We start from the raw sequence: 25,355 nt of genomic DNA on the forward strand, positions 1-25,355 counted from the left end.
ATCTTCGGTCCGCACTGTACCGCCGCCCCCAGCCGATCGTATGCTGTGCGATATTTGCATCTTGTCATGCAATTAATGCACGCCTACTATCCTGGTGTCAGCCGCCGCAGAAGCCGAGGGAGGACGTTCGTGGCCACGACGACGATCACCGCGCACAGCGCCGGACCGGACCGGGAGGCCGCCCGGACGTCGGTCCGACGCCGGACGGTACGGACGATCAAGGTGTACTGGCCGGTCGCGACGGAGACTCTGACCGCCTGCGCGGAGGGCGACCTCGGGACGCTGCGGGCCGACGAGTCCTTCGCGGCGCTGCTGCGGATCCTGGAGACCTCGCCCGAACTCGGGGACTTCGGCGCCTATGGCGACGTCTTCGAGGTGGCGTTCGGCGCCGAGGGTTTCACCGTCCGGCCCGGCGCCCGCCCCGCGCTCGGCTCGGTCGGCGGCCGCTTCCTGTCGCCGACGCTCGCCGTCACCACCTACGTCGACGCCGCGACGACCGACGACGACCTGGCGCGCGTCCTCGCCCGCCTCACCGACGCCCACCCCTGGGAGATCCCGGTGATCGAGCTCTCCGCCCGCTGGACCTCGTCTCCCGCGCCTGACCCGTCACCGCCACCGCCATCGTCACCGCCCCGGCATGCGGTGTCACCCGGTCGGTGGGACCCGCCGAGCCGCGGGGGCCGGTCGAGCCGGCCGGACCGTCGAACATCGCCGAGCAAGAGGACGGACACACATGACGCAGAACACGGACGCCGCCGTCGAACCGCCGCTGTGGGCCCTGCACCGGGAACTGATCGGCAAAACGGTCCGCACCGACCTCACCCATGCCTTCCACCCCGGTCAGCCGCACTTCCCCGCCTTCCCGGACGAGCAGCGCGAGATGCCCTTCGACATGTCCCGCGGTGACGGCTTCACCGTGCACCGGTACACGATCGTCGGACAGTGGGGCACCCACGTCGACCCGCCCGTGCACTTCGTGGCCGGCGCGCGGACCCTGGACGAGATCCCCGTCGACGAGATGATCCTGCCGCTCGTCGTCCTCGACATCACCGAGCGCGTCTCGACGGACCCGGACGCCGTACCGACCCTGGACGACGTGGCCGCCTGGGAGGCCCGTCACGGCCGCGTCCCGGAAGGGGCGTTCGTCGCGCTGCGCACCGGCTGGGGCCGCCGCTGGCCGGACCCGGCCGCCATGGCCAACAAGGACGAGGCAGGCGTCAGCCACTGCCCGGGCTGGTCCGCCGAGGTCCTGACGTACCTCTTCGAGGAGGCCGGCGTCACCGCGATCGGGCACGAGCAGACCGACACCGACCCCGGACTGGCCACCTCCGCCGGCGACTTCGGCCTGGAGCGGTACGTCCTGCAACGGGACCGGTGGCAGATCGAGCTGATGGCCCACCTCGACCGGGTGCCGGAGGCGGGCGCGCTGATCGTCGCCACCTGGCCCAAGCCGCAGGGCGGTTCGGGCTTCCCGGCCAGGGTCTTCGCGCTGCACCACGAAGGCTGAGAGCGGTTGTAGGGTGCGAAGGTGACGACGAACGGCCCCGCACCCCGACAGCAGGTCCCGGGAACGGCCGCCTCGCTGCGGATGGCCCTGCGCATGGTCAACACCGTGCTGGACCGCGAAGCGTCCGGCCGTACCGGCTTCAGCGTCAGCAGGCTCGCCGACGAGGTCGGCGTCGAGCGCAGCAAGGCCTCACGCACCACACAGGATCTGTGCGACAAGGGCTTCCTCGCACGCCTCGACGACTCGACCCTGCGCGCCGCGGACGCCTTCTTCGCCACCGCCGCGTCCCTGCACCCCGGCCTGCTCCGCCGCAGCCGCCCCCTCCTGCGCCGACTCGCCGTCGAGCACGGCGCCGGCGCCCGGCTCTCCGTCCGCGACGGCGTCCAGGTCCGGCTGCTGCGCGCCGAATCCGCCGCCGGTGCGTACCAGGAATGGCAGGGCCGATCGGCTCTCGTCACCCCGTGCTGGTGCACCGGCGCCGGCCGCGCCCTCCTCCTCGACCACACCGCCGAGGACATCACCGCCCTGCTCGACGACTACGAGCTGATCGGCGTCGGCGGCCCGAACGCGGCCCACTCCGCCGAAGAGGTCGCCGCCGCCAACGACCGCGACCGCAGACGGGGCGTCGTCGCGGCGCACGGTGAGTTCGAACACGGCGTCACCGAGTACGCCGTACCCGTGCGCGACGGGAACGCCCACATCCGGGCCGTCGTATCGGTCGTCGGCAGACAGCAGGACCTGCTGCCGCGCGAGCGCACGATCCGCACCGACCTCACCGCCGTCGCCGCGGCACTCGCCGAATGCGTCACGGGTGCGGACACACCGCAGTGAGCGCACGGGCGCCGCGGCCCGTGAGCCGGGCCGGCGAGGAGTCCGGAGTCGAAGAATCGCAGAACTTGACGACGGATCATGGCTGTTGCTCTCTGGTGGCGGCCACTCTCACCGTGTAGCGTCGCTCTCAGATGTCGTGGTTGGCAGTACCTGCCCGCGCTGCGCGCGGGCGTTTTGCTGTGCAGTGCCGGACCAAGGCGATCACCTCCGGGGCCGCGCGGTGCGGTGCCCGACATTGACTGGGAGGCACCAGCATGGCCAGCGGAACTGTGAAGTGGTTCAACGCCGAAAAGGGCTTCGGCTTCATCGCCCAGGACGGCGGCGGACCGGACGTCTTCGCCCACTACTCCAACATCAACGCCTCCGGCTTCCGTGAGCTCCAGGAAGGCCAGGCGGTCACCTTCGACATCACCCAGGGCCAGAAGGGCCCGCAGGCGGAGAACATCACTCCCGCCTGACCCTCGCACGGCCGTCAGGTCCCGGAGCGCTTCCCGCTCCGGGACCTGATCGCATGTCCGGCCCCCGTTCCCCGCCAGTCCCGGCCGCACGGACACCGTCCGGTGTGCGGATGTCGAGCATGACGCGCGACATCCGGGCAATGCGCCTGGTGTGATACGCGTGGGAATCGTCGTTCTGACCCTGCTGACCGCCCTCGGGGCCGTGGCCGCGGCGGTCGGGGTCTCGCCCTCCTGGTGGTTCGCGGCGCTTCCGCTCACCCTGGTGGGTGCGCTGGGAGCCTGGGACCTGCTGCAGCGCCGGCACTCGGTACTGCGCAACTACCCCGTCCTCGGCCACGCCCGCTTCCTCCTGGAGCGCATCCGCCCGGAGTTGCAGCAGTACTTCATCGAGCGGAACTACGACGGGCGCCCCTTCGACCGGGACGTGCGCAGCATCGTCTACGAGCGCGCCAAGGGCACCGACGCGGAGGAGCCGTTCGGCACCGAACGGGACGTGTACCAGCCCGGTCACGAGTTCCTGGTCCCGTCGATGGCTCCGTGCCCGGTGCCCAAGACCCCGCCGCGCGTGCGGGTCGGCGGTCCGCACTGCGGCCGCCCCTACGACATGGCACTGCTGAACGTCTCGGCGATGAGCTTCGGCTCGCTGTCCGCGAACGCGGTCCTCGCACTCAACGGGGGCGCCGCGGCCGGGGGCTTCGCCCACGACACCGGCGAGGGCGGACTCTCCGAGCACCACCTCCGCCCGGGAGGCGACCTCGTCTGGGAGATCGGCACCGGCTACTTCGGCTGCCGAACCGAGAAGGGCGATTTCGACGCCGGCGAGTTCGCCGACAAAGCGGCGCACGACCACGTCAAGTGCGTCTCCCTGAAGCTGTCGCAGGGCGCGAAGCCCGGCATCGGCGGAGTCCTGCCGGGAGCCAAGGTGAACGCCGAGATCGCCCGGGTCCGGGACGTGCCCGAAGGGCGGACCGTGGTCTCGCCGCCGTACCACCGGGTGTTCTCCACGCCCCGCGAACTCGTGCGCTTCATCGCCCGCATGCGCGAGTTGTCCGGCGGCAAGCCGGCCGGCTTCAAGCTGTGCGTGGGCTCGCGCCGGCAGTTCCTGGCGGTGTGCAAGGCCATGCTGGAGGAGGGCACGGCGCCCGACTTCATCGTGGTGGACGGCGCCGAGGGCGGGACCGGCGCGGCGCCGCTGGAGTTCGCGGACCACCTGGGCACACCGCTCACCGAAGGCCTGCTCACCGTGCACAACGCCCTCGTCGGCGCGGGTCTGCGCGACCACGTGCGGATCGGCGCCGGCGGCAAGATCGCCACCGGCGCCGACCTGGTCAAACGCCTGGTGCAGGGCGCCGACTACGGCAACGCCGCCCGAGCGATGATGTTCGCCGTCGGCTGCATCCAGGCCCAGCGCTGCCACACCAACACCTGTCCCACCGGCGTCACCACCCAGGACCCCCGCCGTGCCCGTGCCCTCGACGTCCCCGACAAGACGGCGCGCGTACGGCGCTTCCAGGAGGCGACCGTGGCCGGAGCGCTGCAGATCATGGCGTCCATGGGTGTCACCGATCCCGCGCAACTGCGCCCCCACATGCTGCGTCGGCGCGTCGACCCCCGCACCGAGCGCTCCTACGAGGAGTTGCACGAGTGGCTGGCGCCCGGGCAGCTCCTCGACGAACCGCCCGCCTCCTGGGCGGCCGACTGGCAGGCCGCCGACCCCGACCGCTTCACCGTCTGAATCGGAGACCCCCATGCCCCGTACCGTTGCCCGTGTCATCGTCGACGCGCTGAGCGAACTCGGCGTGCGCCAGGTGTTCGGCGTCGTGGGAGACGCCCTCAACCCCCTCACCGACGCCATCCGCACCACTGACGGCGTCGAGTGGGTAGGCTGCCGCCACGAGGAGGCGGCGGCGTTCGCCGCGAGCGCCCAGTCGCAGCTCACCGGCACGCTCGGCGTGTGCATGGGTACGGTCGGACCCGGCTCCGTCCACCTCCTCAACGGGCTGTACGACGCGGCGAAGAGCCACGCGCCGGTCCTGGCGATCGCCGGCCAGGTGCCGCTCGCCGAACTCGGCAGCGACTACTTCCAGGAAGTCGACAACGACGCCCTCTTCAGCGACGTCGCGGTCTTCCGCGCGACCATCACCTCCCCCGAGCAGCTTCCCCGGATGCTGGAGACGGCGGTGCGCCACGCACTCGGCCGCAAGGGCGTCGCCGTCCTCACCGTGCCGGGCGACCTGGGCGAGCAGCAACTGCCCTCCGACCGGCCGGCCCGTTTCTCCCTGAACGCTCCGCTGAGCCGGCCCGACGCGGCGGCCGTGCGCCGTGCCGCCGAACTCCTCGACCGCTCCGAACGAGTCACCCTCCTCGTCGGTGAGGGCGCCCGGGCCGCCCGCGATGACGTCCTCACCCTCGCCGACCGGCTGGCCGCGCCGATGGTGCTCACCCTGAAGGCCAAGGCGGGCTTCGAGGGCGACGACAACCCCTTCCAGGTCGGCCAGACGGGACTGATCGGCAACCCCGCCGCCGCAGCGGCCCTCCAGGACGCGGACACCCTCCTGCTGCTCGGCACGGACTTCCCCTACCGGGACTGGTATCCCGAGGACCGGACCGTCATCCAGATCGACACCGAGGCCACGCACATCGGACGCCGCGTACCGGTCGACGTCGGACTCGTGGGGGACACCGGCGCCGGCGTGCGCGACCTCCTGGACCACCTCACCGCCGGGCCGGACGGAGCACGCGGGCGCTCCCATCTGGAGAAGGCACGCGAGCGCTTCGACCAGTGGCGCACGGGACAGGCCCGGCTCGCCGACCCGTCCCACGACAAGGGTGTCATCGGACGCGTCCGGTCCGCACTGGACAACCGTGCCCACGACATCCGCCCCGAGGCGCTGGCCGCCGCGGTCGACCGGATCGCAGCCGACGACGCCGTCTTCACCTCCGACACCGGCATGGCCACGGTGTGGCTTTCGCGCTTCGTCGAGATGCGCGGCGGGCGACGCCTCATCGGCTCCTACAACCTCGGCTCGATGGCCAACGCCATGCCCCAGGCGCTCGGCGCCCAGTGCCTGGACCGTGCACGCCAGGTGGTGGCGTTCTGCGGCGACGGCGGACTCAGCATGCTGCTCGGCGATCTGATGACCCTGAAGACGTATCGCCTTCCCGTCAAACTCGTCGTCTTCGACAACCGCCGGCTGGGCATGGTGAAACTCGAACAGGAACAGGCAGGCCTCCCCGAGTTCGGCACGGTGCTCGACAACCCGGACTTCGCCGCCGTGGCGGAAGCCATGGGCATCACCGGCGTCCGGGTGACCGACCCGGCCGACCTGGACAGCGCCGTGCGGCGAGCCTTCCACAGTCCGGGACCGGTCCTGCTGGACGTCCTCACCAACCCCGACGAGATCGCCGTGCCCGCCAAGCCGACGGTCGAACAGGGCTGGGGTTTCGCGGTCGCCAAGGTGAAGGAAGTCGTACGAAGTCACGGGGAGCCGGGCGGCAGCTGACGGAAGTTCCAGGAATGCCGGTCGAGGTCGGGGGTACACGCGTGAGTGCCGGACGACGGACCGGCGACCTGATACTCGATCGATGGGGAGGGCACATGCCGGCGACGACGACCGTGCAGACCGCTGGACAGACGGTGGACGTACCGGAGATCGCAGACCCTTCCAAGGTCGCGCCGAGGGACGCGCGGAAGTTGTCGAAGCTGTTCTTCGACCAGCTCGCGGTGCTGGAGGAGGGTACGCCGGAGTACCAGTACGCGCGGAACACGCTGATCGAGATGAACATGTCGCTGGTGCGGTTCGCGGCCGGCCGGTTCCGCAGTCGGGGGCCGGAGGAGATGGAGGACATCGTCCAGGTCGGCATGATCGGTCTGATCAAGGCGATCGACCGGTTCGAGCTGACCCGTGAGGTCGAGTTCACCTCGTTCGCGGTGCCGTACATCGTGGGGGAGATCAAGCGGTTCTTCCGGGACACCACCTGGGCCGTGCATGTGCCCCGCCGGCTGCAGGAGGCGCGTGTCCAGCTCGCCCGCGCCAAGGAGGAACTGCGCAGCCGCCTCGGTCGTACGCCCACCACCAAGGAGCTCGCCGAGCTGATGAGCCTGCCGGAGAACGAGGTGGTCGAGGCCCAACTGGCCTCCAACGGCTACACGTCGGCCTCCCTGGACGCGGCCATCAACGGCAGCGAGGACGGTGAGGCGGCGCTGGCGGACTTCATCGGTGACGAGGACGCCGCCCTGGGGCTGATCGAGGACTTCCACGCGCTCGCACCGATGATCGCCGAACTCGACGAACGCGACCGCAGGATCATCCACTGGCGGTTCGTCGAGGAACTCACCCAGGCCCAGATCGGCGAACGCCTCGGCGTCTCCCAGATGCACGTCTCCCGGCTGATCTCCCGTCTCCTGACCCGCCTGCGTGAGGGCATGCTCAGCACCGCCTGACCGGCGCGGAGCTCCCGGCGGGACGGCTCGCCGGGGGCTCCGCGGCCGTTCGCCCCGGCGCGTGCGTCGCACCCCTGCGTGCAGCCGGGAGCCCGGGCCGACCGAGGTTCGTGCGGACGACGCAGGCCGCTCAGGCGGTCTGCCCGGCGTGCAAGGAGTTCACCTGTGCGGCGTCGTGTTCGGCGTCGTCCACGCTCACGGCGACTCCCCGCCCTTCGAAAGCCGTACGACCAGGCGCTCTGCGCCGCGCACGAGCACGCCGGCGTCCAACGCGCCGAGCCGGTACCCCCAGCCGCCCACCTGTCCCGGCCCGCGGCGCGGTGCTGCCCGGACTCGGACGGGACGGGCGTCGCCTGGTGGAAGTACATGCGCCAGCCGGTCTCGGTGAGGCGCCACAGGGAGCTCCGCCAGGCCCGCCGCCCCTGGTTGTCGGAGAAGTACGCCAGATGAACGACACCGGGAGCAAGAACGACTCCGGCCATCTCGCCGACCTCCACCGCGTACTCCGGCGACACCGTCGCGCCACTGGTGACCGAGAGAACGGAGTGCGCGTCCCACCGGCGTCCCGAAGCGCCGAACTCGGTGAACTGCGGATCCAGCAGCTCCGACACGAGGGCCGAAGAAGCCCGCACCTCGGGATCGAGCAGTCGTAGTTCGGCGTCCACGGCCGCTTGGACGGCACGTGCGCGGTCGCTGTCGTCGGTCATGGCGGAACCCTGCTCAGGCGTCTCGCCGCGCGTCGCAGCCCGGTCAGGCGGGCTGCCACAGCTCGACGCGATTGCCCTCGGGGTCGACCACCCAGCCGAACCGGCCGACCCCCTCCATGTCCTGCGTCTCCTCGGCCACGTCCGCACCCCGGGCGCGCAGTTGCGCGAGCATCGCGTCGAGGTCGCGAACCCGGAAATTCAGCATGGACTGCTGGGCGCGGGACCCGAAGTAGTCGGTCCCGGACTCGAACGTCGCGAACACCGTCGGACCGGTCTCCTGACGCCACAGACCGTGGTCGTCGGCGTCCAGACCCAGACACTCGCGGTACCACGCGCCCAAGGCCGCGGGATCCGCGGCCCGCAGGAAATATCCACCGATGCCCAGCACACGTTCCATGCCCGCCATCCTGCCAGGATTCGTGGCACGGGGGCTGCCGAACCGTCCCGGCCCGCCGTCCTGACCAGGCGGAAACAGGCGCATCACGTGACGTTGCGGAGATCCGGGGAAGAAGAAGCGGCAGCCGATGGGAGGTTGTTGTGGAGGGTGGAGATCTTGAACTGGGCGAATTGCTGGCCGCTGCGGAGGCGGCGCCGCCCGGTGAATCAGTCTATGTCGTGGCGCACGACCTGCAGAAGCGGTTCGGGGCGGAGCGTGTGTCCTTCCTGTTCGTCGACCTGGTCGGTCAGCGGTTGGTGCGCCTCGCCGCGGCCGGCGCAGACCTCGCGGACCACGACGAGCCGACGGACCTGCTGGGCAGCGTCTACGACAGTGTTCTGCGGAGCCAACGTCAGCATGTGGAACCGGACGGGCAGGACGGACGGCGTGTCATCACGCCGGTCACCAACCGCGGCGACTGCATCGGCGTCCTGGAGGTGACCCTGCAGTCCGTCGACGACACCGTCCTCCGGCAGGTCCGCGACGCGGCACACGCGCTGGCCTACATCATCGTCACGGACCGCCGCTTCACCGATCTCTACCACCTGGGCCGGCGCACCACCGAGACGAGCCTGGCCGCGGAGATCCAGCACCAGCTGCTGCCCTCCGCCCCGTGCTGCGAGGCGGAACAGTTCACCCTCGCCGCAGGGCTGGTTCCGGCCGACGACATCGGCGGCGACACCTACGACTACACGCTCGACCGCGACAAGCTCCACCTGTCCATCACCGACGCCATGGGGCACGACACGAACTCGGCTCTGCTGGCCACCTTGCTGGTCGGGGCGCTGCGACAGGCGCGCCGCAGCGGCTGTGACGCGCTGAACCAGGCCGACCACGCGCATCAGGCCCTGCTGAGCCACAGCCGCGGTCTGGCCACCGGACAACTGCTGTGCGTCGAGCTCGACACCGGATTGTGCGAGCTGGTCAACGCCGGCCATCCCCGGCCGCTGCGGTTGCGCGACGGCACCGTCGAAGAGCTGAAACTCGCCGTCAACCTGCCGTTCGGTGTGGCGGCGCCCACCCCCTACCGTCTCCAGGAACTGCACCTGCTTCCCGGGGACCGATTGGTTCTGCTCACCGACGGCATGCAGGAGCGCGGCGCCGCGGCCGCCGACCTGGCCTCGATCGTTCACCAGACCCGCGGCCTGCACCCGCGGGAAGCCGTCCGAAGCCTGACCGCCGCGGTGCTCGAGGCCTGTCACGGCAGTCTCAGGGACGATGCCACGGTGCTGATACTGGACTGGCACGGCAATCGGCGCAGACCGGCCGAGGAGAGACCCGGCCCGCGGTGATGCCCGCGGCGGGCCTCTTCTCGTGCGCGGCGGACCGAGGGGAGCCGCCTGAAGCGGCGCGTTCCCGAGGTCCCGGGTCACCAGTAGTGACGCCGCCCGGCGACCGCGTGTCCCATCGCGCCGAGAACCCACAGCACCGCTCCCACGGCCACCAGGATGACTCCGATGGTCCACAGGAAGGCGATGCCGGCGACGAGACCGATGACGAGCAGAATGACACCCAGGATGATCATGGCTTCCCCCTCGGGGAGCGGTCGGCTGCCACGCCACGAGCGGCGGGACTTCTGACGAGAGACGAACGAGGCCTTCTGACGGGTGACGAAGGAGGAGGGGCGCGGCTGCCGCGTCACCCTGCCCCGGCCGGGGCAGGGTGCTCCTCCCCGTCGGGCAGTCGGGCGTCGACGACGGCGACGCGCACGCCCGCTGTACGGTCCGCCGACATGCTCGGGCCGCCGGCGAGGCGACCCGTCGCGCCGAGGCCGCCGGTCGTGTCGTGTGTCATGGCGATCGCCCCGCCCGTGTCCGATGAGGGTGCCGACTCCGAGTACCCGCTTTCTCCGAGCCGCGAACGGGATCGCCACCCTCGAAACGGCCGCCCCCGGATCTCCGCCGTGCGTGCGGCCGACGGTGGTCGGGTGAGGGGGCACGGCGCCCGGCGGACCGGACGTCACACGCGGAACCGGCCGCCTCCCCGTGCCCTGTCCGGCCCAGCCCGCGGGCGGGCTGTCGGGCAGGCTGGTCGACTGAGCAGAGGACTTCGCCCCTCGTCGCCACCGCAGCCGAACAGGGCCTTGGAACAGGTCTGAAGAGGGAGCTCCCGGGTGCCCCGTCCGCACGGACGAGGCACCCGTCGTGTAGAAACGAACGGGCCCGGGACAGCGCGGGCCCGTTCACCACGAGGGGGAGACACATGATGGACACGACCGAAGCGGCCGCCGCGTTCGCGAAGATCCCGACCACGACCCTTGCGGACGTCCTCGGCCGCGAGCAGGTCATGGGCACGGGCATCCGTCCCCTGTGGTCGCCGGTGCCCCGCGTGGCGGGGCCGGCGTTCACCGTGCGGTGCCCGCCGGGCGACAACCTCATGCTGCACGCGGCCATCCACCGCGCGCAGAGCGGCGCCGTCATCGTCGTCGAGTCGGGCGACCTGGACTACGCGTTGGCCGGCGGCAACGTGTGCGCCGTCGCGCAGCGGCGGGGTGTGGCGGCCTTCGTCGCCGACGGGCTCCTCCGCGATCTGGCCGAGGTCAGGGAGATGGGCTTCCCCGTGTTCGCCCGAGGGGTGATCCCCTTCCCCGGCAGCAAGAAGGCGGTCGAGCCGCTCAACGCCCCGGTGCGCTGCGCCGGAGTCGCCGTGCGCCCCGGTGACATCGTCGTCGCCGACGAGGAAGGCATAGTGGTCGTCCCCTCCGCCCGCACGCAGGACACGCGCACCGCGGCCCGCGCCAAGCTCACCAAGGAGGCAGGCGAGAGCCTCGACATGTGGGAGACGGCCCACCGCGACCGCATCGACGAGATCCTGCGCGCCCAGGGCTTCGAGAGCTGACACGCTCACAGGTGCCCCCACCGGAGCCCTGCCCGCCAAGACGGCCCGACCGCACCTTCGCCGCCAACGCCGCGGTGGTGTCGGTGCCGGGCCGGGTTCCGCCACCGCCGGAGCGGCGCGGGCACGGCCTCGGCACGGATGGAGTGACGCGTTCCCGGGCACAGGGCCGTCCAGGCCCACCCGCGGACACCGGCCCCGCAGCCGCGCACCTGCGGCTCAGTCGAGACAGAACTCGTTGCCCTCGACGTCCTGCATGAGGAGGCACGACTCGTTGTCCTCGTCGGCGGGCAGAAGTCGTACGCGTACCGCGCCGAGCGCGACCAGCCGTGCGCATTCCGCCTCGAGCCTGGCCACGCGCTCCTCACCCACGAGTGCGGTGCCGACGCGCACGTCGAGATGCACCCGGTTCTTCACGGCCTTGCCCTCGGGAACACGCTGGAAGTACAGCCGCGGGCCGACACCCGAGGGGTCCTTGCACACGGACCACGCACCCCGCTCCTCCGGCGGCAGTGAGCGCTTGAAGTCGTCCCACGTGGCGAACTCCTTCGGCGGCGCGGGCAGGACGTACCCCAGCACCTCGCACCAAAAGCGGGCCACACGCTCGGGTTCCGCGCAGTCGAAGGTGACCTGGAACTCCTTGACCGATGCCATCGGCCCACCGTAACAGGCGACTCGACAGCCTTCGGACGGAGCGTCATGCCGCGTTGCCCGCAAGGGACTTCGACCCGTGCACGCTGGACTAGGGTGCTCGCTGCGCCCAACACGAGGGAGATCATGGAGTCCGCCGAAGAGTCACCGACAACCATCAGCACGCCGTGGGGAATCGCGCCTTTCCGGCGGTTCCTCTCGGCCCAGCTCATCTCGGCGACCGGCTCCGCGATGGCGCCCCTCGCGCTCGCCTACTCCGTCATCGAGCAGGGCGGAGGACCGGGTTCCCTCGGCCTCGTACTCACCACCAACACCGTCCCCATGATCGTTTTCCTGCTGGCCGGGGGCGTCTTCGCGGACCGTCTGTCCCGAAGCCGGCTGCTCTTCCTCGGCAACCTGCTGGCTGCGGGCGCCCAGGGCGTGCTGGCCCTGTCGGTGGCCACGGGACACGCGACGACGGCCTCGATCGCGGCGTGCGGCTTCGTGGCGGGCACCGCGGCCTCGTTCGCCGGGCCGGCCGCGCAGGGCGCCGTAGCGCAGATCGTGCCCGCGGAGCATCTGCAACAGGCCAACGCGCTGCTCAGACTGCCGACCAACGCGGTCAAGGTACTGGCTCCGGTCGTCGGAGGGTTCGTCGTCGCCGCAAGCGGCGCGGCCTGGGCCCTGGCCTGGGACGCGTTCACGTTCGCCGCGGCGGCCGTCCTGTTGCTCGGTCTGCGCCTGGACGCCCCGCTCACCAGATCCGGAAGCGCGCTGGCGGATCTGCGGGCCGGCTGGACGAGCTTCTGGTCGCGTACCTGGTTGTGGACCTACACGGCCGCCGGCACCGTCCTCGTCGCGGCGTGGCTGGCGGGTTTCCAGCTTCTCGGCCCCCTCGTCGCCGTGTCGCAGTACGCGGGGGCGCGCGACTGGGGCCTGATCCAGGCGGCCTTCGCCTCCGGACTGCTGGCGGGAACCGTTGTATGCCTGCGCTGGAAGCCGTACCGACTGCTCATGGTCGCGGTCGCCGCCGGCGGTGCGCTCGTGCTCCCCCTGGCAGCCATGGCCTGGGGGCTGCCCCTGCCGGTCGTGCTGGGGGCCGCCCTGCTGGCCGGAATCGGACTCGACGTCGCCGTCGTCGCGTGGACCACCGTGTTCCAGCAGCATGTGCCGCAGGCGGAACAGGGCCGGCTGATCGCGTTCAACGGTATCGGGGAGCGACTGGCCATTCCGGTCGGCTACCTCGTCACCGCCCTTGCCGCCCACTCCTTCGACGGACGGACGGTGCTGCTGGCATGCGCCGCGATGATCGCCGCTGCGACCGTACTCAACCTCTGCGTCCCCGCCGTTCACCGTGTCAACCGCCTGACTCCGGTCGACCGGCCGACGACGAACGACCGTCGCGAGGTGGAACAGACGTAACGGCCCGGCCCGGCGGCGCCGTCAGTGCGTCGGCGGGCCGTCCGCGAATCCCGCGTGCCTTGTCAGTCCGGGCGCGAAGTGCCCGACCGCGCCCGGATCATGGAGCCAGGTCGCGTTCGTCCTTCAGGCGTACCGCCAGGTCGGGCCAGTGCGCGCACCACCGCGTGAGATCGTCCGCGGACGGCGGCTCCTGTGTGCGCAGTGAGATGAGCGGCAGGAAACGGACGAGCGTCCCGGTGGTGCCGTCGGCATCGAGCGGGTTCAGGTCACTCACGGGCACACCATGCTCGTAACGTTGGGTCCAGGCACCGTGGTGACGGCGGTTGGTGTGCACCAGCCACTCACTGAGCGCCGCCACGACGGACATCCCGCGACGCGGATGGCCGTCCGGAAGCCGCTCCGCATCCGGGAGATCGAAGAACCGCAGATCCTTCGACGCCATCACCGGCTTCTTCACCGTCCGACCATGAGCGTCGACCCGGGTGTCGGTGCCTCGCCCGTCGTCCGCCACGGACACGGAGCCGTCGCGGTGCAGCGTGACGAGGCACCGGCCCCCCGCGCGATGGGACGCCTCGTCGGCCGCGTACGCGACGACTTCGAGGACGAGGTGCGCCGGTCCGCCGGGGGCGAAGGTCTGCGGCTCTCGGCGAATCCGGGCGAGATGGTCCAGATCCACCGTACTGGCCCAGTCGTGGGTGGTGTTGGTCCAGAGGGCCGTCGATTCGTCCATCCCGCGAGTATCCGCCACTTCACCTGCGGCGTACTCCCGGAATCGGCGGCCCCCGGGCCCGTCGTCGTAAAGCCGGGCGGGGGACGAGTGCCGAGCACGCACCGGATGCCCGCGCACGCCCTACCCCCGGCCCGGTGGCTGCGCCTTGAACGCATGCAGGCGGGCGGCGGCGAGGGTCTGCTCCGCGTCATACGCCTCGAAGGTACCGACACGTTGGAAGCCGAGGCGGGTGGAGAGCCGCAGCGAACGCTCGTTGGCCGTCTGCGTCACGATCAGGACCGGCTGGTCGGGCAGTTCACCGGCCGCGACGCGCAGTGCGGCCGTGGCGGCCTCGAATGCCAGCCCCGCGCCCCAACTGCCGCGTCGGAGAAGGTAACTCAGCTCCAACTCCACGCCTTCCTCGGTGACGTGCCCGGGAAGGCCGGGGGAGCGGCGGTCGAGCACCAGTGTCCCCACGCAGCGGTCGGTCCTCCTGTCGGCGACGACATAGGTGCCGGGCCTGGCGGCGACGGCGCCGACGCCGTTCGCGTCGAAGTACTGCTCGACGGCGCTCCGCGGCCGAGGTCCGCCGAGGTGGGCCCGGACCTGCGGATCGGTCTGGAGGTCGATGAGGGCGTCGACGTCGCCGTCGTGCGCTTTGCGCAGCCGGAGGCGGTCCGTGCCGATCTCCGTGGCGGACAGCGTGGGTAACGGGTTCACGCCGGTCATTGTCCCGTGTCACCGGGCGGACTCACTCCGAAGGCGCTTGCGGGAAGGGAGAGTCGTCCACTCCGTCTCCCGCTCTCCCCGGGGCGAGATCCTTGCTGTAGACCGTGGAACTGCGCCGGACCGTCATGCCGATCCGCTCGTACAGCGACAGCGCTCCGGTGTCCGAATGCGTCCACAGCGTGCAGGTCCGCATCCCGCGGACGTAGAAGGCGCGGAACGCCTCCCGCAGCAGCATGCGCGCGATCCCCCGGTTGCGGTGGTCGTGCCGTACGGCGACACGCTCGACATACCCCTCGTCCCTGCCCGGGCCGTTCAACGACAGCACCGCGCCGACCATCCGGTCGCCCGCGAAGGCGATCGGCGACGCCGCCGGTTCGAAGGTCGTGCGGTCGACGGTGTGCCGGGCCCACTCCTGGTAGGACTGCCGCCGCTGCTGCCACTCGTCGAACGCGTCCTCGGTGAGCCGGTGCACCGCGTGCCCGTCGCCTGGCCGGAACGGCCGGACCACGACTCCTTCGGGCGGCTCGGGCACGACCGGCTCCTCGGGCATCGCGATCTCCAGGAGCCACTCCGTGACGAGTGGGGAGTACCCGCTCGACCGCAGCAGCGCGACGGCCGTCCGATCACTGTCCGAGACGGTCTGGGCAAGCCGGTCGCCGCCTCTCCGGCGGGCCCTTGCCTCGGCCCAGTCGAGCAGCGATCGGCCGAGTCCCCGGCCTCGGTGGTCGGGGTGGACGTCGACCGTGGAGCGTCGTCCCCGCACCCACGCCCAGCCGGCCAACTGGCCGCCGTCGTCGTGCACGAGCACCGTGTCGTACGGGAGATCCAGCCCCGGCTGACCGAGATCGGCGGCGATGCCGTCGGCGTCGGTCGTGGCCCCATCGTGCAGTCGGTGTTCGCATGCGGTGACCAAGCGGTGGATTTCCCGGACGTCGGCCGTGGTTGCCGGGCGGCTCCGGTAGCCGGCCTGCGACCGGAGAAGGGGAGAGTCGGACATGGGGTGAACCCTGCGCCGTCCGGGGGCGCCTGTCGAGCCGAATTCCTCGCCGGGGCCACGCGAGGTGTCGTCGCGCAGTCTTTCGGCCACGTCGTGTTCCGCTGCATGATGGCGTCATGATCACCGTTCATCTGACCTACGAGATCGACGCCGACAGGCTGGAGGACTTCGAGGAATACGGCCGCCGCTGGGTCGGGCTGGTCAACCGCTTCGGCGGGACGCACCACGGCTACTTCCTGCCGAGCGAGGGCGACAGCGACATCGCCTACGCCCTCTTCTCGTTTCCCAGCCTCGCCGCCTACGAGCAGTACCGCACGGACAGCGTGTCCGACCCGGAGTGCCAGCAGGCCTTCGAACTGGCTCGCCGTACGCGCTGCATCAGGCGGTACCAACGCCGCTTCCTCCGCCCGCTCGACGGCGTGTCATAGCCCGCTCGACGGCACGCCCCGGTGGTCCCGCGGCCTCGCGCCCCGGCCGCGGATCCGGCCGAGCGCCGGGCGCGGGGCCACCAGGGACGCCCGATCGGTCAGGGCAGGATCTCGACGTACCCGTCGGTAGCGTGCACGCGGATCCGCTGTCCGTCCCGGATCAGCCGAGTGGCCCGTTCCACGCCCACGACGGCCGGCAGTCCGTACTCCCGGGCGATCACCGCGCCGTGCGTCATCAGCCCGCCCACCTCCGTCACGAGGCCCGTGATCCCGACGAAGAGCGGCGACCAGCTGGGGTCGGTGTACGTGGTGACCAGGATGTCGCCCGTCTCGAGATCGGCCTGCGTCATGTCCAGGACGACGCGGGCCCTTCCCTCGACGATCCCGGCCGAGACCGGGAGGCCGACCAGAGCGCCGGCCGGCACGTCGTCGCGTCGGTACGCCCCGGTGAGGGCCTCGCCGTCCGAGGTGAGGACCCGGGGCGGCGTCAGCGCGTGGTACGACCGGAACGCTTCCTTGCGCCGCTGGATGAGCTGTTCGTCCAACTGGTTCGAGCGCGAGACGTCGTGGAACTCCTGGAACGTGAGGTAGAAGACGTCCTCCACCGCGGCGAGCACACCGGCCCGGACGAGGCGTTCGGCCTCCCTCAGCAGGGCCTGCTTGTAGAGGAAGTAGCGGCTGATGATGCCGTACTTGGGGTACTCCCGGTACCCGATGAAGGCTCGGACCTGGTCGATCATCCGCTGCGTCTCGTCGGCCTTGCGGTCACCGTCCGGCAGGGCCCGCAGGCGTGACACCACCTCGGCCGCCTTCTTCCGCGCCTTCTGCCGGCCCTCCTCGAAGCGCCGCTCGGCGGTGCCGGGCTCGATGTTCCTGACGTTGTCGAGGATCACGGGCACGAGCGTGTCGGGCCGCTCGCGCCAACGTGGTCGTGTGATGTCGATCTCGCCGACGCAGCGCATGCCGTACCGGTCGAGGTACGCCTCGATGGCGTCGCGCGCCTCGGCCCCGCCCGCGAGTCCGGCCAGTCCGTCGAGGAAGTCCTCGTCCCGGACGCCCTGCAGGAACGCCACCACCTCCGGATACGGGCGGATCACGTCCGCGACGTCGAGCAGCGCGAGGCCCATCTCCGACGTGACGTTGTCGGGGGCGGAGAGCGTGAGCGTGTCGGCCGCGTTCTTCTCGCCCAGCCACTCCCGCAGCCTGTCGTTGAGCCACCAGGTGCCCTCCATCGCCACCATGATCGCCCGGATGTTCAACGGATCGCTGAGGACGCGCTTGTGCTCCTCGAAGGCCGCCGACAGCAAGTCGAACAGCGCCGGTCCGCTCTTGGTGCGGAGGTCGCGCTCCAGGGCGGCGACGGACTCCTGGCTGCGGCCGATCAGTTCGCCGACGACGGACGGATCGGTCTCGGTCGGGTCGAACGCACCGCCGACCGGCGGCCCGCCGGGAGCAGTGCCGGGCAGCGACGTCACGAAGTCGTCGCGCTCGAGGACGGTCTCCAGCGCGTCCCTGGTCAGCGGATCGCCCCTCCCGATGACGTCCAGGAGGCCGGCGCGGCTCGCCGGCGAGGCCAGGCGCGGGGTGACGTCGACGAACAGCCGCCCTCCTGCCTCGTGCATCGGGACCATGGCCGTCCGCCGCCACATGGACAGCCCCAGGGGCTTCATGGGGTCGGTCATCATCTGCCCATGACCGACGGAGACGTAGACGCGGTTCTCCCGGTCGCCGGCCTCGCGGACGGGGACCGGGAACAGCGTCGTGATCGGCCGGCTCTGGACGATCCGGAAGTCGCCGTCGACGAGGCACCACTCGATGTCCTGCGGGCAGCCGAAGTGCGCTTCGATCCGCCGCCCTATCCCGACGAGCCGCACGGCCTGCGCATCCGTCAGCGCCGGCTGCTCCTGCCGCTGCGGGTCGACGGCCACCTCTCGCGTACCGCCGCCCGGCAGCGCGTGCAGAGCCCGGTGTTTGGCGGCGATCGTCCTCGCGACGACCTCGCCGTCGCGCACCCTGAGGACGTCCGGGTTCACCAGGCCGGAGACGAGGGCCTCGCCGAGGCCGAAGCCGGCGTCCACGGTGGCGACCTTCCGGTTGCCGGTGACGGGGTCGGCCGTGAACAGGATGCCGGACGCCTCGGGGAAGACCATCTGCTGCACGACCACGGCCATGTGCACCGTGCGGTGGTCGATCCCGTTGCGCCGGCGGTACACCACGGCGCGCTCGGTGAACAGCGAGGCCCAGCACCGGCTGACATGGCGGAGAACCGCCGCCGGTCCCACGACGTTCAGATACGTGTCCTGCTGGCCGGCGAAGGACGCCGTCGGAAGGTCCTCCGCCGTCGCGCTGGAGCGAACGGCCCAGGCGGTCCCCTCACCCAGCCCGGCGAGCGCCCCGGCGATCGCTTCCGCCAACTCGCCCGGAACGGCGATCCCTTCGATGGTCCGGCGGATCTCCGCACTCAGCGTGCGGACCGCCTCCGCGTCCTCCGGGTCCAGACGCGCCAGCCGATCCAGTCGATCGTCCATCGACGGCGCCTGTGCCATGATCCGCCGGAAGGCGTCCGTCGTCACACAGAACCCGGCCGGTACACGGACACCCTCGATCCGCGACAGTTCGCCGAGGTTCGCGCCCTTGCCGCCGACGGCCGCGGCCTGCGTGTTGTCGACGTCGTGAAGATCCCACACGTACGGCCCGTTCATCGCCGTGCCTTTGCGACAGCCGTGTCCCGTCGCATCGCACCGGCCGATCTCGTCGTCGGCGCGGACGCCCTCGGCGGCCACACCGTCCCCACCGCTGGTCCGACGTCATCGCGTCCCCGGTACGTCGACAACACACGCACGTAAGTGCCCTCATTTCCGCAGGTTGTGGCCTTGGCCGAAGATTTTGCGGCATCACCCGGGCCTTGCCGCAAGCCCCCCGGTGCGCTATACGTTGAGAAGGGTGAGGAGAGAGTTCCTTGCCCTCGTCCTTTTTCCGGGCGGCGATTCGGGGCAGGAGACCGGGCGACGCCGTCCCGGAGCAACGGGAGCGGACCAGGTCGCCCGCGCACGGGACGGAAATCGTGCGCCTCGCCTTCCCGGTGGGCACGGACAGGCGCATACCGGCGCGGGCCGATGCGGCGTCAGGCGGGCTGCGGGGCGGGTGGCGTCGAACTGGCCGCGGTCCTGCGGGTCTCGCGCGCCGTCGGCAGGCCGTTGACCACGACCGGTGTCGCGTCGCGGGTCACTTTGCGGGTCACTTTGCGGGTCTTCGTCGGGAACGCGGTCGTGGGACGTGAGCCGCGGCCGCGTTCCCGGATGTCTTTCGGTCGCCGGCCGGCGGGCGACTCCGGCATCAGGCGAGGGCGGCGACGAGCAGGGCGAAGGCCGCGATGATGACGGCGACGCGGACGTAGTGGAAGCGGTTCCAGCGGTTCAGCTGTTCTTTCCAGTCGGCGGGCCGGTTCCCGGGGGTCCACGCCTTGTTCCGGTTGTTGATCGGGACGAGCAGCAGGATCGACATGACCACGCTGAGGATCAGCAGTCCGGCGGCGGTGACGACGAGACCGGTGCCCGCGTGATGCCGTCCGGCGACGGCCCAGACCGCGACGAGGACGAGCGAGCCGATGTACCAGACCGGCATGACCGCGCCCAGCATCCGGCCCCCGTGGGCGTGGCCGAGCTGGGCGCTGTCCTCGGGGAGCGCGTTGAGGATCGGGTTGATGACGAAGGCGACGGAGAACTCCACCCCCACCATCACGCCGACGACCACGGTGGTGAACACTTCGAGTGCGTTGAGCATGATGATCCCTCCAGGAATCTAGCGGCGCTAGATGACATGGCAACGCTAGTACTGCTGCCGCTCGGTTGTCTAGCGATGCTAGGATCTGTGTATGTCGGTACAGGAACGCAAGGAGCGGGAACGGGCGGCGCGCGAGCGCCTCATCGTGGCGACAGCCCGCGAACTCGCCGAGCAGCAGGGCTGGGACGCGGTCACCACCCGCCGGCTCGCCGAGCGCATCGAGTACAGCCAGCCCGTCCTCTACAGCCACTTCCGCGGCAAACGCGAGATCATCGGTGCCGTCGCCCTCGAAGGCGCCACGGAGCTGGCCGTGGCGCTGCGGGCGGCGACCGCCGCCGCGGACGGCCCGCGCGCCCGGGTCACCGCCCTCGCCCGCGGCTACCTCGACTTCGCCGCACGCAACCCGGCGGTCTACGACGCCCTGTTCCAGCTCGACGGCGGCCTGGCGTACGCGCGGGAGGACACCCCCGAACCCCTCAAGGATGCTTTCGCCGCACTGCTGGAGTGCCTCGACGAGGTCGCCGGGAACGGCGTCCACCCGGGACTGTTCACCGAGGTGTTCTGGGCGTCCCTGCACGGCATCGCGACCCTGACCCGGGCGGGACGGCTGCCGCCGGGCGAGACCGAGCAAAGGGTGGAACTGCTGGTCGGCCGGCTCGCCGCGCTCTGACACGCCGTCCCGGCGGCTGCGCGGCCGGGGGCTCCCGGCCCCGCCGCCGCCCTGCCCGCGACGGCGCTTCCCGCGCGGAGCCGCACGTCGTCCCGGCGCGGCTGCAGGAGAACAGGGCCGCGACGGCGCGCCGGGCGGGCACGGGATGTATCGTTCGGTGCTCCGGTCGGGCATCCGAATGTCAGATCAATGGGCCGCCGGGCGACGGACGGGTCATTGCAGTGGGAGCGCCGTATTCGACGCGTCGGAGCAGAACTTGGCGAACCTGTCCCAGCTCGAGGAGATCTTCTCCGGCGACGGCACCGGACCCACGCGGTCACTCCGCTGGCAGACGGGCGCCTCACCGGCGGCTCTGACGGTCACGCTGATCGCCGACTACACGTTTCCGGGCCGTGCCCGGCTGCCGGCGGCGGCGATCGTGGCGTTGCTGGGGGAGTTCGACGTCGCCGACGGCGCGGCCCGCACCACGATCAGCAGGCTGGCGCGTCGAGGGGTGCTGGAGGGCAGCCGGCAGGGGCGCCGCAGCTCGTACCGACTGACCCGGGACGCCGCGGTGGACCTGTGGAGCGGCGGTGCCTCGATCGCCACCTTCACCACGCAGCCCGACGCGTGGGACGGACGGTGGACGCTCGTCGCCTTCTCCGTGCCGGAGCAGGAGAGCACGCGACGCCGCGCGCTGCGCACCGCGCTGCGCTGGCGGGGATTCGCGCCCCTGTACGACGCGGTCTGGGCTTCGCCGCATCCCCTGACTCCCAAGGGGCGCGGCGAACTCGCCGATCTGGCGCTCGGGGCGATGAGCGTGTTCCGGGCCCGTCAGGTGGATCTCGAGACGGAGGCCAACCGCAATCCCGTCGAGGCGTGGGATCTGGCCGGCATCGCCGAGCAGTACGAGATCTTCGTCGAGCGGTGGAGTGCCGTGCTGCCCCGTATCGGTGCGGGTGACGTCACCGGGGCCGACGCGGTGCGCGCACGTACCGAGGTGATGGGCGCCTACCGCCACTTCCCGGTGCTGGACCCGCTGCTGCCCGTCGATCTGCTGCCGGCCGACTGGCCCCGGTCCCGGGCTCGGGAGGTCTGCGTCGCGGTGTACGACGGTCTCGCCCACACGGCGCAGGAGCATGTCCGTTCGGTGGCGGCGCGCTTCGCCGACGACCCGCATCCCGGCATCACGGCTCACACGATCGCCGGCATGAGCGCCGGAATCGGCCACCTTCCCGGCTGACCGATCCGCCCCGCGGGTTCGGGGCGATGTGGGCCGCAACGATTGACAGACGGGCGCTCGGTCGCGACTCTTTCTGTTGTACGACGGTGTGGGAACGTTCCCAGTCCACCCGCTCACGCCCGATCGACGCCGGTCACCTCATCGCGTGCTCCGTCTCCGGTGCAGCGCCGAGGCCCCGGGTTCCCGCAAGGCGTACGTCCCTGCACGGCACCCCCTGGCGGGCGGCTCTCCGCACCGGCACTCCGACGGATCGGAGACCTCCGCGCCCGCTTTCCGACGAGCCGCGCCAGACGATCCGCACGACGAGCCGCGCCAGAAATCCGCACGACGGCCTGCCGCGGGCCGCCCCCCCACGATCACTCCGCTCGCAGGCCGACCCGACCGGGGCGTCGGCCCGTGCGGGAGAAGGAGTCACCGATGCACCGACCCACCGTGCACTCCACCGAGACCTCCGGACCCGGACGGATCAGCCGCAGGACCCTGCTCAAGGCGTCCACCGCCACCGCCGGGGCGATCGCCACCGCCGCGGCGCTCGCCGAACTCGAGACGCCGGCCGCCGCCGCCGCGGGGTTCGTCAAGGGCGTCGACATCAGCTGGGCGCCGCAGATGGAAGCGCGCGGCCTCTCCTGGAAGAACGCGAGCGGGCAGAAGCAGGATCTGCTGACCGTTCTCCAGGGGTACGGCATCACCGCCGTACGGCTGCGCACGTTCGTCAGTCCCTCCAGCAGTCCGACCGACGGACACTGCAGCATCAACGAGGTCGCCGCCTTCGCCAGGCGGATCAAGGCCGCCGGAATGTCGATCATGCTCGACTACATGTTCGGCGACACCTGGAACTCCGTCGGAGTGCAGAACCCGCCCGCCGCCTGGAAGAACATGAGCCACCCTCAGATGGTCGGCGCGATGAGCTCCTACGTGAACCAGTCGATGACCGTCATGAAGAACAACGACGTGCTGCCCACGTGGGTGCAGATCGGCAACGAGACCAACAGCGGCATCTGCCGTCCCGTCGGCAGCGTCTCCAACCCGGCCCAGATGACCGCACTGTTCAACGCCGCGTACACCCAGGTGAAGGCGGTGTCGCCGAACTCGATCGTGTGCATCCACCTGGCCCAGCCGCAGAAGTACGACTCGATGACCACGTTCTTCAGCCGCTTCGCGGCGGGCGGCGGCAAGTGGGACATGTCGGTGTTCTCCTCCTACGGCAGCGCCGACCTCGCGCCCGGGATCGTGGCAAACATGAAGAAGATCTCGGCCGCGTACGGGAAGCCTTTCCTGCAGAGCGAGTTCGGCGGCCGGGCGGACCGGGCCTCCGCCACCGGGGCCGCGCTGGTCGCCTACATCAGGGCGCTGAAGGCCGACGGCGGGCAGGGCATCTTCTACTGGGAGCCGGAGTGCATGTCACCGTTCACCGGCTACGCCATGGGCGCCTGGGACTCCGCCACCCAGCGGCCCACCGCCATCATGGACGGCTTCACCCAGGCCTGAGCGACGGGTCGCAGACCCTGACCCGCACCCCACTCACGACCGAGGACGCAACCCCATGAAGGCAATCAGCACGTCCCTGCGCGACCGCGGAAGGCGGGAGACCCGGCTGGCAGTTGCGGGAGCGCTGACCCTGACCGTACTTCTCGGCTCCGGGCCGGCGCACGCCGATGACGCCGCACCGCGGGCGCTCCCGGCCGGGTGCTCCGGCACCTCGCCGATCACCTGTCACTACGCGGTGGCGCCGGGCGACTACGACGTGACCGTCTCCGTCGGCGGCGGCTCCTCCGCCGGCCGGACCGAGATGTGGGCGGAGGCCCGCCGCCTGATGCTGCCGGCGACGAGGACGGCCGCCGGCGCCGTCGCCACGCAGTCGTTCACGATCGACGTACGGCAGCCGGAAGGCCAGCCGACCGGCCAGGGAGGCACCGGAACGCCCGGTCTGGACATCCGGTTCACAGGGCCCGCCCCCCAGGTGTCGGCCGTCTCGGTGCGCCCCGCGGCGCAGCCGACCGTGGCCTACCTGGCCGGCGACTCGACCGTGTGCGACCAGCCGGCGGCCCCCTACACCGGCTGGGGCCAGATGATCCCGAGCGCGGTGCGTTCCGGTGCGGTGATCGCCAACTACGCCGACTCGGGGGAGACCTCGGGCAGCTTCCTGAGCAACTCCGCGCTCTTCCCGGCACTGCTGGCGAAGGTCAGGACGAACGACCCGGTCTTCATCCAGTTCGGCCACAACGACAAGCAGACCACCGCGTCCGCCTTCCGGAACAACCTCACCTCCATGGTCACCCAGGTCCGCGCCAAGGGCGGCGTTCCCGTCCTGGTGACACCACCGGTCCGTCGGTTGTTCACCGGTGACCGGCTCACTTCCACGGCGATGCACGTCAACGCCGTCGGCGTGGACCTGCCCGCCACGATGCGCGCGGTCGGCACGGCGCAGCACGTGCCGGTGATCGACCTGACCGCAGGGAGCAGGACGCTCCTCGAGTCCCTCGGCCCGTCCGCCTCCGCACAGCTGTTCCTCCGCTCGGCAACCGACGGTGTCACGGACAACACCCACTTCTCGCAGTACGGCGCGACCCGGATCGGGGCGCTGGTGCTCCGGAGCATCCGCGAACAGGGCCTGCCCCTGGCCGCGTTCCTGCGTTGACCGACGCGCGCGAAAGCCCGTCCCCGGAGAGGAACCCGATGAAGAACCTTCGGACACTCGTCACAACCGCACTGGTGGTCGCCCTGTCGGGCTTCGGCGTCCACACCGCCTCGGCCGTCGACAGGGCCACCGCCGGCTGCACCGGCGCCTCCCTCGCCCCCGCCGAACGAGCCGCGGCCGGCCCGGTCACCGTGTGGCTCGCGGGTGACTCCACCATGGCCGATCCGAGTGCCGCCCGCTGTCCGGTCGGCTGGGGCAGTCGGTTCGGCGCCCTGTTCACCGGCGGCGTCACCGTGAAGAACCAGGCGGTCGGCGGACGCAGCATCCAGACCTGGCTGTACGAGGGGAACGTGAGCGGCGCCAAGGGCTCCGACGGCGAGTGCCGGCTCACGTCCGGTACGTACGCGTCACGCTGGCAGGCGATGCTGAACGCGAGCACCGGGATGAAGTCCGGCGACTACCTGTTCATCCAGTTCGGCATCAACGACTCCTCCTCGGCCTGCCCACGGCACGTCGGGCGGGCGCGGTACCAGCAGTTGACGACCATGATGGCGCAGGCCGCCCTGGCCCGGGGCGCGCACCCCGCGCTGCTCACCCCGGTCGCCGCCATCACCTGCTCCGGCAGCACGGCCACCAAGAACCGCGGCTTTGTCCCCGAGGTCCTCGCCGCCGCGTCCGCGACCGGAGCGCCGGTCGTCGACCTGCACACGCTCAGCGTCTCGCGCTACAACAGTCTCCGTTTCTGCCCCAACAACGGCGACTACGGATCAGGTCCTCTGGGGGCGTTCTTCTGCAACGACCACACCCATTTCGAAACCTACGGCGCGCAGCAGATCGCCGGACTGGTCGCCGGAGACGTACGGCGGCAGAACCTCCCGCTCGCGGCGTACCTCAGGTAGCGCGGAGGCG

At 71.1% G+C, this 25,355-nt stretch carries 24 protein-coding genes and 1 pseudogene; 15 read left to right on the forward strand and 10 right to left on the reverse strand.

Annotated features, from left to right (window positions below; all coding sequences use genetic code 11):
• Window positions 1-733: 733 nt before the first annotated feature.
• From C6376_RS27020 to C6376_RS27045, 6 genes are all read left to right on the forward strand, one after another.
• Entirely contained in the window at window positions 734-1,507 is a 774-nt protein-coding gene (locus C6376_RS27020) for a cyclase family protein (RefSeq protein WP_107445818.1), read from the forward strand.
• A gap of 21 nt (window positions 1,508-1,528) precedes the next feature.
• Complete coding sequence (locus C6376_RS27025; RefSeq protein WP_107445819.1) at window positions 1,529-2,338, forward strand: IclR family transcriptional regulator C-terminal domain-containing protein; 810 nt, start codon at window positions 1,529-1,531, stop codon at window positions 2,336-2,338.
• A gap of 254 nt (window positions 2,339-2,592) precedes the next feature.
• Entirely contained in the window at window positions 2,593-2,796 is a 204-nt protein-coding gene (locus C6376_RS27030; protein WP_037751662.1) for a cold-shock protein, read from the forward strand.
• 151 nt (window positions 2,797-2,947) lie between these two features.
• The gene (locus C6376_RS27035; RefSeq protein WP_107445820.1) at window positions 2,948-4,531 is read left to right on the forward strand and encodes an FMN-binding glutamate synthase family protein; all 1,584 of its coding nucleotides are present in this window, start codon (window positions 2,948-2,950) and stop codon (window positions 4,529-4,531) included.
• A gap of 13 nt (window positions 4,532-4,544) precedes the next feature.
• Window positions 4,545-6,299, forward strand: a complete 1,755-nt coding sequence (locus C6376_RS27040; RefSeq protein WP_107445821.1) for a thiamine pyrophosphate-dependent enzyme — start codon at window positions 4,545-4,547, stop codon at window positions 6,297-6,299.
• 95 nt (window positions 6,300-6,394) lie between these two features.
• On the forward strand, window positions 6,395-7,240 hold the full coding sequence (locus C6376_RS27045; RefSeq protein ID WP_107445822.1) for an RNA polymerase sigma factor SigF: 846 nt from the start codon (window positions 6,395-6,397) through the stop codon (window positions 7,238-7,240).
• Between the two features lie 377 nt (window positions 7,241-7,617).
• Here C6376_RS27045 and C6376_RS27050 read toward each other — a convergent pair.
• A pseudogene (locus C6376_RS27050) lies at window positions 7,618-7,947 on the reverse strand (DUF4440 domain-containing protein); the annotation flags it as partial.
• A gap of 43 nt (window positions 7,948-7,990) precedes the next feature.
• Complete coding sequence (locus C6376_RS27055) at window positions 7,991-8,344, reverse strand: VOC family protein (protein ID WP_107449213.1); 354 nt, start codon at window positions 8,342-8,344, stop codon at window positions 7,991-7,993.
• Between the two features lie 140 nt (window positions 8,345-8,484).
• Between C6376_RS27055 and C6376_RS27060 the strand changes: the two genes are divergently transcribed.
• Window positions 8,485-9,675 carry a PP2C family protein-serine/threonine phosphatase gene (locus C6376_RS27060; protein WP_107445823.1) on the forward strand — a complete coding sequence of 397 codons (1,191 nt, stop codon included), beginning with the start codon at window positions 8,485-8,487 and terminating at the stop codon, window positions 9,673-9,675.
• A gap of 77 nt (window positions 9,676-9,752) precedes the next feature.
• Here C6376_RS27060 and C6376_RS44520 read toward each other — a convergent pair whose 3' ends face one another.
• Both C6376_RS44520 and C6376_RS43915 read right to left on the reverse strand, forming a co-directional pair.
• Window positions 9,753-9,908 (reverse strand): DUF6131 family protein, encoded by a 156-nt coding sequence (locus C6376_RS44520; protein WP_173985739.1) that lies wholly within the window; start codon window positions 9,906-9,908, stop codon window positions 9,753-9,755.
• Window positions 9,909-10,021: 113 nt separating this feature from the next.
• Window positions 10,022-10,177 (reverse strand): hypothetical protein, encoded by a 156-nt coding sequence (locus tag C6376_RS43915; RefSeq protein WP_159083258.1) that lies wholly within the window; start codon window positions 10,175-10,177, stop codon window positions 10,022-10,024.
• Between the two features lie 408 nt (window positions 10,178-10,585).
• Between C6376_RS43915 and C6376_RS27070 the strand changes: the two genes are divergently transcribed.
• Window positions 10,586-11,221, forward strand: a complete 636-nt coding sequence (locus tag C6376_RS27070) for an RraA family protein (protein ID WP_107445825.1) — start codon at window positions 10,586-10,588, stop codon at window positions 11,219-11,221.
• Between the two features lie 216 nt (window positions 11,222-11,437).
• Here the strand turns inward: C6376_RS27070 and C6376_RS27075 are convergent, their stop codons facing one another.
• Window positions 11,438-11,872 carry a VOC family protein gene (locus tag C6376_RS27075; protein WP_107445826.1) on the reverse strand — a complete coding sequence of 145 codons (435 nt, stop codon included), beginning with the start codon at window positions 11,870-11,872 and terminating at the stop codon, window positions 11,438-11,440.
• 123 nt (window positions 11,873-11,995) lie between these two features.
• Here C6376_RS27075 and C6376_RS27080 point away from each other — a divergent pair, with 123 nt between their 5' ends.
• Entirely contained in the window at window positions 11,996-13,270 is a 1,275-nt protein-coding gene (locus C6376_RS27080; RefSeq protein WP_107445827.1) for an MFS transporter, read from the forward strand.
• Between the two features lie 97 nt (window positions 13,271-13,367).
• On the opposite strand, the gene C6376_RS27085 is transcribed toward C6376_RS27080, so the two are convergent.
• The 3 genes from C6376_RS27085 to C6376_RS27095 all read right to left on the reverse strand — a co-directional run bounded on the left by C6376_RS27085 (window position 13,368) and on the right by C6376_RS27095 (window position 15,705).
• The gene (locus tag C6376_RS27085) at window positions 13,368-14,000 is read right to left on the reverse strand and encodes an ATP-binding protein (protein WP_107445828.1); all 633 of its coding nucleotides are present in this window, start codon (window positions 13,998-14,000) and stop codon (window positions 13,368-13,370) included.
• A 120-nt stretch (window positions 14,001-14,120) separates the two neighbouring features.
• The gene (locus C6376_RS27090) at window positions 14,121-14,699 is read right to left on the reverse strand and encodes a GNAT family N-acetyltransferase (protein ID WP_216825609.1); all 579 of its coding nucleotides are present in this window, start codon (window positions 14,697-14,699) and stop codon (window positions 14,121-14,123) included.
• A gap of 31 nt (window positions 14,700-14,730) precedes the next feature.
• Window positions 14,731-15,705: a GNAT family N-acetyltransferase gene (locus C6376_RS27095; RefSeq protein WP_107445830.1), complete on the reverse strand. Its 975-nt coding sequence runs from the start codon at window positions 15,703-15,705 to the stop codon at window positions 14,731-14,733.
• A gap of 116 nt (window positions 15,706-15,821) precedes the next feature.
• Here C6376_RS27095 and C6376_RS27100 point away from each other — a divergent pair, with 116 nt between their 5' ends.
• Entirely contained in the window at window positions 15,822-16,133 is a 312-nt protein-coding gene (locus tag C6376_RS27100; RefSeq protein WP_107445831.1) for an NIPSNAP family protein, read from the forward strand.
• A gap of 98 nt (window positions 16,134-16,231) precedes the next feature.
• Here the strand turns inward: C6376_RS27100 and rph are convergent, their stop codons facing one another.
• Together rph and C6376_RS27110 are read right to left on the reverse strand one after the other, a co-directional pair.
• Entirely contained in the window at window positions 16,232-18,835 is a 2,604-nt protein-coding gene (gene rph, locus C6376_RS27105) for a rifamycin-inactivating phosphotransferase (RefSeq protein WP_107449214.1), read from the reverse strand.
• Between the two features lie 634 nt (window positions 18,836-19,469).
• A complete protein-coding gene (locus C6376_RS27110; protein WP_107445832.1) occupies window positions 19,470-19,916 on the reverse strand; it encodes a DUF1772 domain-containing protein in 447 nt (148 codons plus the stop codon).
• A gap of 91 nt (window positions 19,917-20,007) precedes the next feature.
• On the opposite strand from C6376_RS27110, the gene C6376_RS27115 reads away from it, so the two are divergent.
• The 5 genes from C6376_RS27115 (at window position 20,008) to C6376_RS27135 (ending at window position 25,345) form a co-directional block, all read left to right on the forward strand.
• A complete protein-coding gene (locus C6376_RS27115; RefSeq protein ID WP_107445833.1) occupies window positions 20,008-20,586 on the forward strand; it encodes a TetR/AcrR family transcriptional regulator in 579 nt (192 codons plus the stop codon).
• 256 nt (window positions 20,587-20,842) lie between these two features.
• The gene (locus tag C6376_RS27120) at window positions 20,843-21,808 is read left to right on the forward strand and encodes a PaaX family transcriptional regulator C-terminal domain-containing protein (RefSeq protein WP_107445834.1); all 966 of its coding nucleotides are present in this window, start codon (window positions 20,843-20,845) and stop codon (window positions 21,806-21,808) included.
• A gap of 417 nt (window positions 21,809-22,225) precedes the next feature.
• A complete protein-coding gene (locus tag C6376_RS27125) occupies window positions 22,226-23,296 on the forward strand; it encodes a glycosyl hydrolase 53 family protein (protein ID WP_107445835.1) in 1,071 nt (356 codons plus the stop codon).
• Between the two features lie 55 nt (window positions 23,297-23,351).
• Window positions 23,352-24,446 (forward strand): rhamnogalacturonan acetylesterase, encoded by a 1,095-nt coding sequence (locus tag C6376_RS27130; protein WP_107445836.1) that lies wholly within the window; start codon window positions 23,352-23,354, stop codon window positions 24,444-24,446.
• A gap of 38 nt (window positions 24,447-24,484) precedes the next feature.
• Window positions 24,485-25,345: a GDSL-type esterase/lipase family protein gene (locus C6376_RS27135; RefSeq protein ID WP_107445837.1), complete on the forward strand. Its 861-nt coding sequence runs from the start codon at window positions 24,485-24,487 to the stop codon at window positions 25,343-25,345.
• Window positions 25,346-25,355 lie beyond the last annotated feature (10 nt).

The organism is Streptomyces sp. P3 (assembly GCF_003032475.1).
Lineage (GTDB): Bacteria > Actinomycetota > Actinomycetes > Streptomycetales > Streptomycetaceae > Streptomyces.